This window comes from Mesorhizobium sp. BH1-1-5 (assembly GCF_020165615.1).
GTDB lineage: Bacteria > Pseudomonadota > Alphaproteobacteria > Rhizobiales > Rhizobiaceae > Mesorhizobium.
In genome coordinates this window covers 52366-65730 of record NZ_JAIUIM010000036.1, presented here as the reverse complement: position 1 = coordinate 65730, position 13365 = coordinate 52366, and the positions used below count along the sequence as shown (strand labels likewise).

Annotated in this window: 13 protein-coding genes; 4 read left to right on the top strand and 9 right to left on the bottom strand. The window is 64.7% G+C overall.

Going from position 1 to position 13365, the window contains the following annotated elements; translation table 11 throughout:
* Positions 1-36: 36 nt before the first annotated feature.
* The 3 genes from coaBC to ubiE form a co-directional block, all read right to left on the bottom strand.
* On the bottom strand, positions 37-1512 hold the full coding sequence (gene coaBC, locus LB572_RS31510; protein ID WP_224670525.1) for a bifunctional phosphopantothenoylcysteine decarboxylase/phosphopantothenate--cysteine ligase CoaBC: 1476 nt from the start codon (positions 1510-1512) through the stop codon (positions 37-39).
* Positions 1513-1585: 73 nt separating this feature from the next.
* On the bottom strand, positions 1586-3160 hold the full coding sequence (gene ubiB / locus LB572_RS31505) for a 2-polyprenylphenol 6-hydroxylase (RefSeq protein WP_140808300.1): 1575 nt from the start codon (positions 3158-3160) through the stop codon (positions 1586-1588).
* 43 nt (positions 3161-3203) lie between these two features.
* Entirely contained in the window at positions 3204-3980 is a 777-nt protein-coding gene (gene ubiE, locus LB572_RS31500) for a bifunctional demethylmenaquinone methyltransferase/2-methoxy-6-polyprenyl-1,4-benzoquinol methylase UbiE (RefSeq protein ID WP_140808303.1), read from the bottom strand.
* 168 nt (positions 3981-4148) lie between these two features.
* Here ubiE and LB572_RS31495 point away from each other — a divergent pair, with 168 nt between their 5' ends.
* The 3 genes from LB572_RS31495 (at position 4149) to LB572_RS31485 (ending at position 6686) form a co-directional block, all read left to right on the top strand.
* Entirely contained in the window at positions 4149-5123 is a 975-nt protein-coding gene (locus LB572_RS31495; protein ID WP_224670524.1) for an adenosine deaminase, read from the top strand.
* A 161-nt stretch (positions 5124-5284) separates the two neighbouring features.
* The gene (upp, locus tag LB572_RS31490) at positions 5285-5914 is read left to right on the top strand and encodes a uracil phosphoribosyltransferase (RefSeq protein ID WP_112096510.1); all 630 of its coding nucleotides are present in this window, start codon (positions 5285-5287) and stop codon (positions 5912-5914) included.
* Between the two features lie 205 nt (positions 5915-6119).
* Positions 6120-6686 carry a TIGR02281 family clan AA aspartic protease gene (locus tag LB572_RS31485; protein ID WP_224670523.1) on the top strand — a complete coding sequence of 189 codons (567 nt, stop codon included), beginning with the start codon at positions 6120-6122 and terminating at the stop codon, positions 6684-6686.
* Between the two features lie 2 nt (positions 6687-6688).
* Here the strand turns inward: LB572_RS31485 and deoA are convergent, their stop codons facing one another.
* From deoA to LB572_RS31455, 6 genes are read right to left on the bottom strand one after another with little or no spacing between them, the layout of a single operon-like run.
* On the bottom strand, positions 6689-8005 hold the full coding sequence (gene deoA / locus LB572_RS31480; RefSeq protein ID WP_224670522.1) for a thymidine phosphorylase: 1317 nt from the start codon (positions 8003-8005) through the stop codon (positions 6689-6691).
* On the bottom strand, positions 8005-8808 hold the full coding sequence (locus LB572_RS31475) for a purine-nucleoside phosphorylase (protein WP_224670521.1): 804 nt from the start codon (positions 8806-8808) through the stop codon (positions 8005-8007). Before LB572_RS31475 ends, deoA begins: the two co-directional genes overlap by 1 nt.
* Positions 8805-9197, bottom strand: a complete 393-nt coding sequence (gene cdd, locus LB572_RS31470; protein ID WP_224670520.1) for a cytidine deaminase — start codon at positions 9195-9197, stop codon at positions 8805-8807. The genes LB572_RS31475 and cdd overlap by 4 nt, the downstream gene beginning before the upstream one ends.
* Before the next feature lie 59 nt (positions 9198-9256).
* The gene (locus tag LB572_RS31465; RefSeq protein ID WP_140809328.1) at positions 9257-10228 is read right to left on the bottom strand and encodes an ABC transporter permease; all 972 of its coding nucleotides are present in this window, start codon (positions 10226-10228) and stop codon (positions 9257-9259) included.
* A 1-nt stretch (position 10229) separates the two neighbouring features.
* Positions 10230-11369, bottom strand: a complete 1140-nt coding sequence (locus LB572_RS31460; RefSeq protein WP_224670519.1) for an ABC transporter permease — start codon at positions 11367-11369, stop codon at positions 10230-10232.
* Entirely contained in the window at positions 11366-12898 is a 1533-nt protein-coding gene (locus tag LB572_RS31455) for an ABC transporter ATP-binding protein (protein WP_140809331.1), read from the bottom strand. Before LB572_RS31455 ends, LB572_RS31460 begins: the two co-directional genes overlap by 4 nt.
* Before the next feature lie 255 nt (positions 12899-13153).
* On the opposite strand from LB572_RS31455, the gene LB572_RS31450 reads away from it, so the two are divergent.
* Positions 13154-13363 (top strand): SlyX family protein, encoded by a 210-nt coding sequence (locus LB572_RS31450; protein WP_224670518.1) that lies wholly within the window; start codon positions 13154-13156, stop codon positions 13361-13363.
* Positions 13364-13365: the final 2 nt, after the last annotated feature.

Genomic DNA, 13365 nt, shown 5'->3' with positions numbered 1-13365 from the left:
TTCGTCGTTTCATGGAAACGACTAAACGCCCTAGACTTAAACGATGACGGTCTGCTGCAGCCGCTCGGCGATCAGCGTGGCGAGCCGCGCTGCCACCTCGTCCTTGCCCATTTCCGGCCATTCCTCGACGCCGGTCCTGGAGACGATGCGCACCTTGTTGCGGTCGCCGCCCATCACGCCGGATGGACCGATGCCGCTTTCATGCGAGACGTCGTTGGCGACGATGAAGTCGGCGCCCTTTTTCTTGAGCTTGGCCTCGGCATTGGCGATGAGGTCCTGCGTCTCGGCGGCGAAGCCGACAACGAGGCCCGGTCGCCGCGCATGATGGCCGATGCCGGCCAGGATGTCCGGGTTCTCGATCATCTGAAGAGACGGCGGTCCCTCGCCCGCCACCTTCTTGATCTTCTCGCCGGCAGCGTTCGCCGTGCGCCAGTCCGCGACCGCCGCGACGAACACGGCGGCATCCGCCGGCAGCAGGCTCTCGACCGCTTGCTTCATCTGGGCGGCTGTTTCGACATGGGTGGTCGCGACGCCGGCCGGATCGGCGATGGTGACCGGACCGGAGACGAGCCGTACATCGGCGCCGAGCTTCGCAAGTGCGGCCGCGATCGCATGGCCCTGTTTGCCGGAGGAGCGGTTGGCGATGTAGCGCACCGGGTCGATCGGCTCATGCGTCGGCCCGGAGGTGACGATGATCCTGCGGCCGACCAGCGGCTTCGGCTTCTCCTCGAGCATCGCCTCGATCGCGGCGACGATCTCGAGCGGCTCGGCCATGCGGCCCTCGCCTGCTTCGTTGCTTTCGGCCATCTCGCCCCTTCCGGGGCCGACAAAGGCGATGCCGTCCTTCTGCAGCGTTGCCCGGTTACGGCGGGTGGCGGCATGCCCCCACATTTTCGGGTTCATCGCCGGCGCCATCAGCACCTTCTTGTCTGTAGCCAGAAGCACCGTGGAGGCGAGATCGTTGGCATGGCCGCTGGCGAGCTTCGCCATCAGATCGGCGGTGGCCGGCGCGACGACCAGCAGGTCGGCCTCGCGCGACAGCCTGATATGGCCGACATCGTGCTCGTCATTGCGGTCGAACAGCTCGGTGAACACATGGTCCGCCGAAAGCGCGCCGACCGACAGCGTGGTGACGAATTCCTGGGCGGCCGATGTCATCACCACCCGCACCGACGCGCCGCGCTCGCGCAGCCGCCGGATCAGGTCGAGCGCCTTGTAGGCGGCGATGCCGCCGCCGATGATGAGCAGGAGGCGCTTGCCGGAGAGCGTGCCCCTTGGGATTGGCCTAGTGGTAGCGGCAACAACCGGCGTCGCCTGCTCCTTCGAGCCTGCCATCGCGCGCAATGTCTCCTCGATCTGATCGATACGGCCGGCCTGCCCTGCGCGGCCCTCGACCGCGGCCCGGATCATCAGCCGTGCCTGCTCCTCCATCGAGCAGCCATTTTCCGCCGCCAACTGCCGCAGCAGATCCTTCACGTCGTCATCGAGATTGCGGATCGTGATGCTGGCCACGTGATTGCACTCGCTTCAGGATAGTGCCGTCAATGATAGCAATGCAATCAATCAGCGACAAGCCGAATGGCGATCAGAGCAATTTCCACGCGATGTAGATCAGCGTCAGCGCGATCACCCACAGCGCCACGCGGCCGGAGCGGGTGTGGCGCGCTTCGGCCTTGCCGATGGCGCGCGCCGTCGCTTCGTCGAAGCGCAGGCCGTTCTCGGCCATCAGGTCGATCTCGCGCGACAGCCGGTCGGTGCGGGCGGCAAGGTCCGGTGCTTGCCTTGCCAGCGTCAACAATGCCTTGGCGCCGTCGCGCGCGTCGGTGAGCAGCCCGCGCGGCCCGAGATTGCCGGCGATCCAGTCGCCGACCACCGGCTCCGCCGTCTTCCACATGTTGAAGCCAGGATCGAGCGTGCGCGCCACGCCCTCGACGACCACCATGGTCTTCTGCAAGAGGATCAATTCCGGCCGGGTCGCCATGTCGAACAGCTCGGTGACCTCGAACAGAAGCGTCAGCAGCTTCGCCATCGAGATGGTCTCGGCCGACTGGCCATGGATCGGCTCGCCGATGGCGCGGATGGCCTGGGCGAAGGCCGAGACATTGTGCTGGCGCGGCACATAGCCGGCCTCGAAATGCACCTCGGCGACGCGCTGGTAATCGCGCACGATGAAGCCGTAGAGGATTTCGGCCAGGAACCGCCGCTCCTTCTTGCCGAGCCGCCCGGCAATGCCGAGATCGACGGCGACGATGGTGCCGTTCGCCTCGACGAACAGGTTCCCCGGATGCATGTCGGCATGGAAGAAACCGTCGCGCAGCGTGTGCCTGAGGAACGACTGGATCAGATTGGCGGCGATCGCCTTGAGATCGTGACCGGCGGCGGCGAGGCCGGCGATGTCGTTCATCTTGACGCCGTCGATCCACTCCATGGTGAGCACGTCGCGGCCCGTCCGCTCCCAGTCGACCGCCGGCACGCGAAAGCCCGGATCGTCCTTGGTGTTTTCGCCGAGTTCCGAAAGTGCTGCCGCCTCGAGCCTCAGGTCCATCTCGACCTTGGTGGTCTGCGCCAGCGTCTGGGTCACCTCGACCGGGCGCAGGCGGCGCGACGAGGGGATATATTTCTCCTGCAGGTGGGCGGCGAGGAAATAGCTTTCGAGATCCTGGAAGAAGCGGCGCCGCACGCCGGGCCGGATGACCTTCACCGCAACCCGCGACGTGGCGCCCTCACGCACCACGTCGGCGCCATGCACCTGCGCGATCGAAGCGGCGGCCACTGGTTCGCCGAAAACGACATAGAGATCGTCTATTCTGCGCCCGAGCGAGGCTTCGATCGCATGGACCGCTTCCGCCTTCGGAAACGTGTGCATCTTGTCCTGCAAGAGTGCGAGGTCGAGCGCCATGTCGTTGCCGACGACATCGGGCCGCGTCGCCAGGAACTGGCCGAGCTTGACGTAGGAGGGCCCGAGCCGCACCACCGCCCGCGCCAGCCTGTCGCCGCGCTGATAGCTCAACGCCCGGCGGCGAGTAAAAAGCCGCGCCACGCGCCAGCCGAATTTGGGCATGCCGGAGAGTTCTTCCCCTGGCAGCGCCGCGACGACGCCCTCGCGGACCAGCACCCAGCCGGCCCTGGCGAGCCTGAAGGCGGCGGCGACGCTGCTCATGGCCTTACCTGTTTCAAAGGGGCCTGCTGCAAGGGGCCGCGCCTCAAAGCTTCCAGCCGGAATGAAGGGCGGCGATGCCCCCCGAATAATTGCGGAAGCTAACGCGATCGAAGCCGGCGCGGGTGATCATCGCCGCGAAATTCTGCTGGTTGGGGAACTTGCGGATGGATTCGACGAGATAGGAATAGGGCTCGCCGTCGCCGGTCACGGCCTTGCCGATCTTGGGGATCGCGTTGAACGACCAGGCCTCATAGGCCTTGTCGAGCAGCGGCATATCGACCTCGGAGAATTCCAGGCACAAGAGCCGTCCGCCGCGCTTCAGCACACGATAGGCTTCGGCAAGCGCGACCTCAATGCGCGGCACGTTGCGGATGCCGAAGGCGATCGTATAGGCGTCGAAGGTCTCGTCCTCGAACGGCAGTTCCTCGGCATTGGCCTCGACGAAGTCGGTGTTTGCGGCAAGGCCCTGCTTCTCGGCGCGGTCGCGGCCGACGGCCAGCATCGAGCCGTTGATGTCGAGCACCGTGGCGTGTGCCTGGCGCTGGCTGGCCTCGACAATGCGGAAGGCGATGTCGCCGGTGCCGCCGGCGACGTCGAGCACCTTCCAGCCCGCCCGCTTCGGCGGATTGAGCCAGGCGACCAGCGCGTCCTTCCACAACCGATGCAACCCGGCCGACATCAGATCGTTCATGAGGTCGTATCGATTGGCCACCTTATGGAAGACGTCGTTGACGAGGGGCTGCTTCTCGCCTTCCCCGACCTTCCTGAACCCATAGGAGGTTTCCATGCCGCCCGCGGCCGTGGTTCTCTCAACTGACATTATTTTGATCCGTCATAAAACCGGCGCGACCATAGCCGATCGATGGTGCCGAAGCTATTGTCCAAGGCGCGGTTTTCGGCCGCGCTTTCAAAGCCCGCCCGGGAAAGGTCTCGCATGATTTCCAAGCCAGAATCAGTGCGGGAGCAGCGTACCGGACGGGATGACCGCATGATCTTGAAGGCCGAACTGCACTGCCACATCGAAGGGGCGGCCGCGCCCGAGCTTGTCGTCGCCCAAGCCCGCAAATACGGCAAGGACCCTTCGCCTTATATCCAGGACGGCTCCTTCGTCTGGCACGATTTCACCTCGTTTCTCGCGGCTTACGATTTCGCTTCCGACCTGTTTCGCACCGAAGAGGACTATGCGCGCCTCGCCGACCATTATCTGACCAGCCTCGCCCGTGACGGGGCGATCTATTCCGAGGTCTTCACCTCGCCGGACCACGCCAAAAAGGCCGGGCTGTCGCCAAAAGCCTATACGGATGCGCTGGGCGAAGGCATGACCCGCGCCAGGGCAAAGACCGGCATCGAGGGCCGCATGATCGTCACCGGCGTGCGCCATGTCGGCGTCGAGGCGATCGAGCAGGCGGCGCGCTTCGCGGCACGCTGCGGCCATCCGCTGGTGACCGGGTTCGGCGTCGCCGGCGACGAGCGCATCGGCGACTTCGAGGATTATGTGCGCGCCTTCGAGATCGCGCGGGAAGCCGGCCTCGGCATCACCATCCATGCCGGCGAGCTGATGGGCTGGGAAAGTGTCAAGGCGGCCCTCGACCACATCCGCCCGTCACGCATCGGCCATGGCGTTCGCGCCATCGAGAACCCCGACCTCGTCCGCCGCATCGCCGACCAGGGCGTGGTGCTGGAATGCTGTCCGGGCTCCAACATCGCGCTTAAAGTGTTCGACAGCTTTGCCGACCATCCGTTTTCGGCGTTGCGCGCCGCCGGCTGCAAGGTGACGCTCAATTCCGACGACCCGCCCTATTTCTGGACCTCCCTGAAGCGCGAATACGATGTCGCCGCCGAGCATTTCGCCATGAACGACACGGCGCTCGTCGGGATCACCAGAACGGCCATCGAGGCGGCCTTCGTCGACAAGAAGACCAAGACGGCGCTGCTAGGCCGGTTGGATGTGAAGGTGCGATGAGTAAGTAGGGAGTAGTCGGTAGTCAGTGGTCGTGGATTTGGCCGAGCGCGAACAGATCGGTTGAAGGCCGGAGCTTTCCCCGAGGCGAGGACTCGCAAATCGGCTCACTATTCACTACTCACTACTGACTACCACCCACTGCGAACCAGTCGGAGCACATCATGCAGGGCGTCACCGTCGTCGACCACCCCCTTGTCCAGCACAAGCTGACCATCATGCGCAAGAAGGAGACCTCGACGGCCGGCTTCCGGCGGCTGCTGCGCGAGATTTCGCTGCTGTTGGGCTATGAGGTGACCCGCAATCTCGAACTGACCACGACCATGATCGAGACGCCGATCGAGGAGATGGAGGCGCCGACGCTCGAAGGCAAGAAGCTGGTCTTCGCCTCGGTGCTGCGCGCCGGCAACGGCCTGCTCGAGGGCCTGCTCGACCTGGTGCCGGCGGCCCGCGTCGCCCATATCGGCCTCTACCGCGACCATGACACGCTGGAAGCGGTCGAATATTTCTTCAAGGCGCCGAGCGATCTTGCCGACCGTCTGGTGATCGTTGTCGACCCGATGCTGGCGACCGCCAATTCGGCGATCGCCGCGATCGACAAGCTGAAAGGGCGCGGCGCCACCAACATCCGGTTCCTCTGCCTGCTTGCCGCCCCGGAAGGCATCGAGCGCTTCACCAAGGCGCATCCGGACGTGCCGATCTTCACCGCCTCGATCGACCGGCAGCTGAACGACAAGGGCTACATCATGCCCGGCCTCGGCGACGCCGGCGACCGCATGTACGGGACAAAGTGAGCGCCCTTCTTAACTGGCCGTTTACGCAAGCTTGCGGTTTCGGCACGAATTAAAGTCGTAAACACCATGCCGGGCTTAAGGATGCTGCCTTCGGGAGCAATTCCAGGAAAAGTGTGAAGCGGTTTTCCGTCCGGAGTTGCTCCAAAACAAAGGGATAGAGCGGTTCGACGTTTCCTTGAAACGGTGAACCGATCCAGGGGCATCCATGCTGCGCAAGCTTCTCATCCTGGGCATCTTTGCCGGAACCTCGGCCTCGATTCCGATCGTCTATCAGGCCAATCCGCATCTGGTGGACGGCCTGTTGAAATCGACCGTCACATCGCAGCCGGCAACGCCGGAGGCTCAGCCGCAGGTCAATCTCGCTTCGGTCCCTGTCAAGCCTGCCGCCCCGATGCCGCTTGGCCGCCAGGTGCTGGTCAATGCCGACGGGCGAGGCCATTTCACCTCGCAGTTCAAGCTCAACGGCCGCCAGATCGACGGCATGATCGACACCGGCGCGACCCTGGTCGCCATCAACACCTCCACGGCGCGCAGGATCGGCATCTCGCTCAACCCTTCCGACTTCAATCGACAGGTGAACACCGCCAACGGGGCGATCAAAGCCGCCGTGGTGACGGTCGACCGCCTGCAGATCGGCAAGATCTCCGTCGACAACGTCCAGGCAATGGTGCTCGACGACCGGGCGCTGCAGACCAACCTGATCGGCATGAGCTTCCTGCAGCGGCTGCAGAAATACCAGGTCCAGGACGGCTCCTTGCTGCTCGTGCAGTAGTATCAGCGCGGCAGTATCCGCCTCAGCACGGTCTTCTCGGCGGGCGGCTTGGAACCCCCGATCGTATAGGCGGCACGCACGGCGGCCGCTGCCGCCTCGGCCTCCGCGCCGGTGCGGGCATGCACCAGCGCCAGCGCCTCGCCCGGGCGCAGCTCCGCGCCGACCGGCAACAGCCTGGTCAGACCGACGGCATGATCGATCTTGTCGTCCGGACGGGAACGCCCACCACCGAGTGCGACGACGGCAAGCCCGATATCGCGCGTGGCGATGCCGGCCACGAACCCGCCCTGCTCCGCTTTCACGGCCAGTTCGACCGGCGCCATCGGCAGGTACTTTTCCGGACTCTCGATGAAATCTCCTGGGCCGCCAAGCACCGACACCATTCGCGCGAAGACGGCTGCCGCGCGGCCTCCGGCCAGCGCTTCGGTGGCGCGCCTGATACCGTCCTGGTTGGATGAGACGATCCCCGCCGACTGCAGCATCTCGGCAGCCAGCGCCAGCGTCACATCCTCCAGCCGACGGTCGCGATAACGGCCGGTGAGAAAATCGACGGCATTCTTCACCTCGACCGCGTTGCCGGCGGCCGAAGCCAGCGGCTCGTTCATGCCGGTCACCAGAGCCGAAGCGTTCAAGCCCGCTCCATTGGCAACGTCGACCAGGCTGTTCGCGAGCGCAACCGCATCGCGCGACTTTTCCATGAAGGCGCCGTTGCCGACCTTGACGTCGAGCACCAGCGAGCCCAAGCCAGCGGCCAGCTTCTTCGACAGGATCGAGGCGGTGATCAGCGGGACCGATTCGACCGTCCCCGTCACGTCGCGGATCGCGTAGAGCCTGCGGTCGGCGGGCGCGAGATCGGCGGTCTGGCCGATGATGGCGCAGCCGGTCTCGAGCACCGTCTTGCGGAAAAGCGTCACGTCCGGCTGGCTGGTATAGCCGGGAATGGCGTCCATCTTGTCCAGCGTGCCGCCGGTGTGGCCAAGTCCGCGGCCCGAGATCATCGGCACATAGGCGCCGCAGGCGGCAACGATGGGCGCCAGCATCAGCGAGACATTGTCGCCGACGCCGCCCGTCGAATGCTTGTCGGTGACCGGGCCCGGCAGGTCGGACCAATCGAGCACATCGCCGGAATCGCGCATGGCGATCGTCAGCGCCACCGCTTCCTCTCGGCTCATGCCGTTGAGGAACACGGCCATCGCGAAAGCGCCGACCTGGCCCTCGGATATGCTGCCTGCCGTCAACCCCTGGACGAAGGCCGCGATCTCGTCGGCCGAGAGTTTGTGGCCGTCGCGCTTGCGGCGGAGGATCTCCTGCGGCAGCATCAGTCGGGTAGACCATCCTGGAAGACGCGCCGCAGGATCGTCGCCAGCCGCGCGCCGCCGACCGGCGCCATGTCCTTGGTTTCCTGGTGCGAGAGTTCCGCTCCGGTCATGCCGGCCGCCAGATTGGTGATGACGGAGCAGGCGGCGACCTTGAGCCCGAGGAAGCGGGCGAGGATGACCTCAGGCACGGTCGACATGCCGACGGCCGTCGCCCCCATGACGCGGGCCATGCGGATTTCGGCCGGCGTCTCGAAGCATGGTCCGGAAAACCACATATAGACGCCCTGATGCAACGCCGTGCCGGTCGCCTTCGCCGCCTTTTCGATCGCGCCGCGCAAGCCGGCATCATAGGCCTCGGTGAGGCCGACGAAGCGGCGGTCGCTCGGCTCGCCGATCAGCGGGTTCGAGCCGGAGAAATTGATGTGGTCGGTGATCAGCATCACCGAACCAGGCCCCATCTGCGGATCGACCGAGCCTGCGGCATTGGTGAGGATCAGATGCGAGATGCCGATGCCGGCGAGCACTTCAAGCGCCGGACGCATCGCGGCGGCATTGCCGTGCTCGTAATAATGCGCGCGGCCGGACAGCATCAGCACCGGCGTGCCGGCGAAATGCCCGGCGACCACCTCGCCGGCATGGCCGGAAACACCGCTGCGCGGGAAACCCGGCAGTTCCGCATAGGAAATGCGCCTGGCATCCTTGACCTGGTCGACCAGCCCGCCGAGGCCCGAGCCCAGCACAAGCGCCGCCGTTGGCGCCAGCCCGTCCAGCTTCTCGACCAGATGATCCAGCGCTTCCTTCATTTCAAGATATCGCCCCTGAAGCCGTAAGGCAGCATGTCGCCCATGGTCACGGTCTCGGCGACGCCGGTGTTGTCGCACAGATAGAGTTTCGTGTCCGGGCGGCAGAATTCAGCCAGCCGTTGCCGGCAGCCGCCGCAAGGCGAGCATTTGGCCATGCGCTCGGCGATCACCGCGATCTCCACGATCTTGCCGCCGCCGCCCATGATGTAATGGCCGAGCGCGGTCGTCTCGGCGCACCAGCCTTCCGGATAGGACGCCACCTCGATATTGGCGCCGGTGAAGACGCGCCCGTCCTCGGTGCGAAGGGCCGCACCCACCGGGAACTTCGAATAGGGCGCATAGGCCTTGGCCATCGCCGTCTTCGCCGCCTCGAACAGATCATGCGACATCCTGTTCTTCTCTCCCACGATCTTGTTCAAATGCCGGTCGCGGCCAGCGGTATCTCGCCTCAGCGTTCCTTCACATAAGGCACGCCGCCGGCCCGCGGCGGAATGGCCTTGCCGATGAAGCCGGCGAGCAGGATGACGGTCAGCACATAGGGCAGCGCCTGCATGAACTGCGCCGGCACCTTGCCGACAAGAGGAAGCGGCGAGCCCTGCAAGCGGATCGAGGCCGCGTCGAGGAAGCCGAACAAGAGGCAGGCGAACATGGCGTTGACCGGCTTCCATTTGGCAAAGATAAGCGCGGCCAGCGCGATATAGCCCTTGCCCGCCGTCATGTCCTTCACGAAGCCGCCATTCTGCACCATGGACAGATAGGCGCCGGCGACGCCGGTCAGGATGCCGGTGCAAATCAGCGCGCGATAACGCAGCCAGGCGACCGATATGCCGGCGGTATCGACGGCGGCCGGATTTTCGCCGACGGCGCGCATCCTGAGCCCGAACCGGGTGCGGAAAAGCACCCACCAGGTGAACGGCACCATGGCGAAGGCGAAGTAGACCAGGATCGAATGGCCTGAGATCAGCTCGGCATAGATCGGGCCGATGATCGGCACATCCTTGATCGCGTCGGCTCCGGGCCAGGTGATCGCCGCGAAGCGTTCGCCCGGCTGCAGCGCCGGCGTGCGCCCGCCCTGCTGGAACCAGGCCTGGCCGAGGATGATGGTCGACCCGGCGGCGATGAAGTTGATCGCCACGCCGGACACGATCTGGTTGCCGCGATGCGTGATCGAGGCGAAGCCGTGCACCAGGGCAAAGGCGACCGAGATCAGGATCGCGGTGCCCAGGCCAATCAGCGCCGAATGGAAGACGGCGGCGGCCGAAGCGCCGGCAAAGGCGCCGACCAGCATCTTGCCTTCAAGCCCGATGTCGAAGATGCCGGCCCGTTCCGAATAGAGGCCCGCCAGGCAGGCGAGCAGCAGCGGCACCGAAAGGCGGATGGTCGAATCCAGCACCTGGATGATGGCGTTGAAAATGTCCATCTCAGGCCCCCTTCCCGTTCACTGCCTGCATGCCGACCGATTTCGGACTGACCGAGGCGAACAGCGCCTGGATGTAGGGCCTGAACATGTGTTCCAGCGCGCCGGCGAAGAGAATGACCAAGCCCTGGATGATGACGATCATGTCGCGGCTGATCGCCGGCATCTCGAAGGCGAGTTCGGCGCCGCCCTGGTAGAGCATGCCGAACAGGATCGCCGCCAGCACGATGCCGACGGGATGCAGCCGGCCCATCAGCGCTACCGCGATGCCGACAAAGCCGGCCCCGGAAACGAAATCGATCGCGACATTGTGCTGGTCGCCCATGACGGGGTTGAGCGCCATCATGCCGGCCAGCGCGCCCGAGATCATCATCGCGGTGATGATGATGCGGGTTTCCGAAATGCCGGCATAACGCGCCGCCTTCGAGCTATGGCCGTAGGTGCGCATCTCGTAGCCCAGCTTGGTCCGCCAGATCAGAAGCCAGACCAGGAACGCCATGACAAGCGCCAGCAGGAAGCAGATGTTGAGCGGCGCCGAGCGGATCTTGGCGCCGAACAATTCGATCATCCAGTTCAGCTTCGGCAGTTCGGCGCCGGCAAGGAAATTGCGCGTCTGCGGCGCCTGCGAGCCGGCCGGCTTCAGCGGACCGACCAGCAGATAGACCATTACCGAAGCGGCGATGAAGTTGAACATGATGGTGGTGATGACGATATGCGAGCCGCGCTTGGCCTGCAGATAGGCCGGGATCAGACCCCAAAGCGCGCCGAACGCCGACGCGGCCACGATCGCGATCGGAAAGATCACCCACCAGGGCAGCACGCTGTCGAAGCTGAGGCACACGAGCGCGATGCCCAGGCCGCCTATATAGGCCTGGCCCTCGGTGCCGATGTTGAACAGGCTGCAATGCGCCGCCACCGCCACCGACAATCCGGTGAAGATGAAGGTGGTGGCATAGAACAGGGTGAACGCGATGCCCGTGCCCTTGCCGAAGGCGCCCTCGACCAGGATGACGGCGGCGCGGAACGGGTTTTCGCCGACCAGCATGACGACGAAGCCGGCGACGATGAAAGCGACCGACAGGTTGATCAACGGAATCAACCCATAATCGGCCCAGGCCGGCAGCTTGGCGTAAGGCGTGCTCATTCGGCGGCCTCCTGGTGCTCGACGCCGGCCATCAACAGGCCGAGCTCGCCTTCGGTCGCGTCCGGGCCGCGCTCGCCGACGACACGGCCGGCGAACATCACCAGGATGCGGTCGGAGAGCGAGCGGATCTCGTCGAGCTCAACCGAGACGACCAGCACCGCCTTGCCCTGGTCGCGCATGGCGATCAGCCGCTTGTGGATGAATTCGATGGCGCCGACATCGACGCCGCGCGTCGGCTGGCCGACGATCAGCACGCCCGGGTCCTGTTCCATCTCCCTGGCCAGCACGATCTTCTGCTGGTTGCCGCCGGAGAAATTGGCCGTCTTCAGGCGCGGATTGCCGGGGCGGATGTCGTATTTCTCGATCTTGTCCTTGGCGTCGGCCATGATGGCGTCGACGTCGAGGAACGGCCCCTTCAGGTAGCGCTCGTCGTCGTGATAGCCGAGGATCGAATTCTCGTTCTCCTCGAAGGCGAGAACCAGCCCGACATGGTGGCGGTCCTCCGGCACATGGGCGAGCCCGCGGTCGCGCAATTCGCCGGGATCGGCCTTGCCGGTGAGATCGATCGGCTTGCCGTCGAGCATCACCTCGCCGGACACCGCGTGCCGGATGCCGGAGATCGCCTCCAGCAGCTCCGACTGGCCGTTGCCGGCAACGCCGGCGATGCCGACGATCTCGCCGCCGCGCACGTCGAAGGAGACGTCGTCAACCATGGTGACGCCGCGCGAATCCTTGACCGTCAGGTTCTTGACCGAGAGTTTTACCGCCCCGGCTTCCGACTCGCCCTTCTCGACCCTGAGCAACACACGCCGGCCGACCATCAGCTCGGCCAACTCGCCGACCGTGGTTTCCTTCGTCGTCCTGGTCGCCACCATCGTGCCCTGGCGCATCACCGAAACCGTGTCGGTGATTGCCATGATCTCGCGCAGCTTGTGCGTGATGAGCACGATCGTTTTGCCCTGTTCCTTCAATTGCTTGAGGATGCGGAAGAGGTGGTCGGCCTCGGCCGGCGTCAACACGCCCGTCGGCTCGTCGAGGATCAAGATCTCGGCGCCGCGATAGAGCGCCTTGAGGATCTCGACGCGCTGCTGCAGCCCGACCGGCAGCTCTTCGATGACGGCGTCGGGATCGACCTCGAGGCCATATTCGCGCTCCAGCCGGTCGAGCTCGGAACGCGCCTTGGCGATGCTGCTCTTCAGCAGCGCATCGTTTTCAGCGCCGAGGATGATGTTTTCCAGCACCGTGAAATTGTCGACCAGCATGAAGTGCTGGTGCACCATGCCGATGCCCAGCGCGATCGCATCGTTGGAAGTGCTGATCGACACCGGCTTGCCGCCGACACGGATTTCACCGCTGTCGGCCTGGTAGAAGCCGTAGAGGATCGACATCAGCGTCGACTTGCCGGCGCCGTTCTCGCCGACAATGCCGTGGATGGTGCCGCGCGCGACTTCCAGGTTGATGTCGCGGTTGGCGCGCACGGCGCCAAAGCTCTTGTTGATGCCTATGAGCTCGATTGCGGCTTGCGCCATGCAGCCTGTTCCCACTATTTTTTTATCGCTTGGTCAAAATGCCTAGCATGATGCCCCGCTTATGCCAATCGGCCGTTCACTCTCGACAAATCCCCGCGCCCTTGTCAATTTCGAACCTGAGCAGGTTCCGCAAAAGTGCTCTGCGGTTTTGCGATAAGGACCGGCGAAAACCTACAGACCATAAGCAGATATTCGTCGGGCAGCCCACGAATATCTGCTTGGGCGGAGGCTTCACATTCATAAGGATCGGTTTGCATGGCCATGCCCGACAATCGGCTGACGACGCTGGAAATCCGCGCCGCCGAGCAGGAAAAGACCATCGAGGAACTGTCCGGCCAGATCGCCGAACAGTGGAAGGTGATCGAGCGCATGGAGCGCAAGCTCGCCGCCCTCACCGACCGGTTCCTGGAGTTGGAGGAGCAGACCGCCTCCGATGTTCCGGTGACCAAGCCGCCGCATTGGTGAGG

What these genes read in the sequence shown, in the direction of transcription:
- LB572_RS31460 (WP_224670519.1), bottom strand. Translation starts at nt 11,369, where the DNA reads ATGAGCACGCCTTACGCCAAGCTGCCGGCCTGGGCCGATTATGGGTTG.
- ubiB (WP_140808300.1), bottom strand. Translation starts at nt 3,160, where the DNA reads ATGAGCAGCGTCGCCGCCGCCTTCAGGCTCGCCAGGGCCGGCTGGGTG.
- upp (WP_112096510.1), top strand. Translation starts at nt 5,285, where the DNA reads ATGCAGGGCGTCACCGTCGTCGACCACCCCCTTGTCCAGCACAAGCTG.
- LB572_RS31455 (WP_140809331.1), bottom strand. Translation starts at nt 12,898, where the DNA reads ATGGCGCAAGCCGCAATCGAGCTCATAGGCATCAACAAGAGCTTTGGC.
- LB572_RS31475 (WP_224670521.1), bottom strand. Translation starts at nt 8,808, where the DNA reads ATGAAGGAAGCGCTGGATCATCTGGTCGAGAAGCTGGACGGGCTGGCG.
- LB572_RS31450 (WP_224670518.1), top strand. Translation starts at nt 13,154, where the DNA reads ATGGCCATGCCCGACAATCGGCTGACGACGCTGGAAATCCGCGCCGCC.
- ubiE (WP_140808303.1), bottom strand. Translation starts at nt 3,980, where the DNA reads ATGTCAGTTGAGAGAACCACGGCCGCGGGCGGCATGGAAACCTCCTAT.
- LB572_RS31465 (WP_140809328.1), bottom strand. Translation starts at nt 10,228, where the DNA reads ATGGACATTTTCAACGCCATCATCCAGGTGCTGGATTCGACCATCCGC.
- cdd (WP_224670520.1), bottom strand. Translation starts at nt 9,197, where the DNA reads ATGTCGCATGATCTGTTCGAGGCGGCGAAGACGGCGATGGCCAAGGCC.
- LB572_RS31485 (WP_224670523.1), top strand. Translation starts at nt 6,120, where the DNA reads ATGCTGCGCAAGCTTCTCATCCTGGGCATCTTTGCCGGAACCTCGGCC.
- LB572_RS31495 (WP_224670524.1), top strand. Translation starts at nt 4,149, where the DNA reads ATGATCTTGAAGGCCGAACTGCACTGCCACATCGAAGGGGCGGCCGCG.
- deoA (WP_224670522.1), bottom strand. Translation starts at nt 8,005, where the DNA reads ATGCTGCCGCAGGAGATCCTCCGCCGCAAGCGCGACGGCCACAAACTC.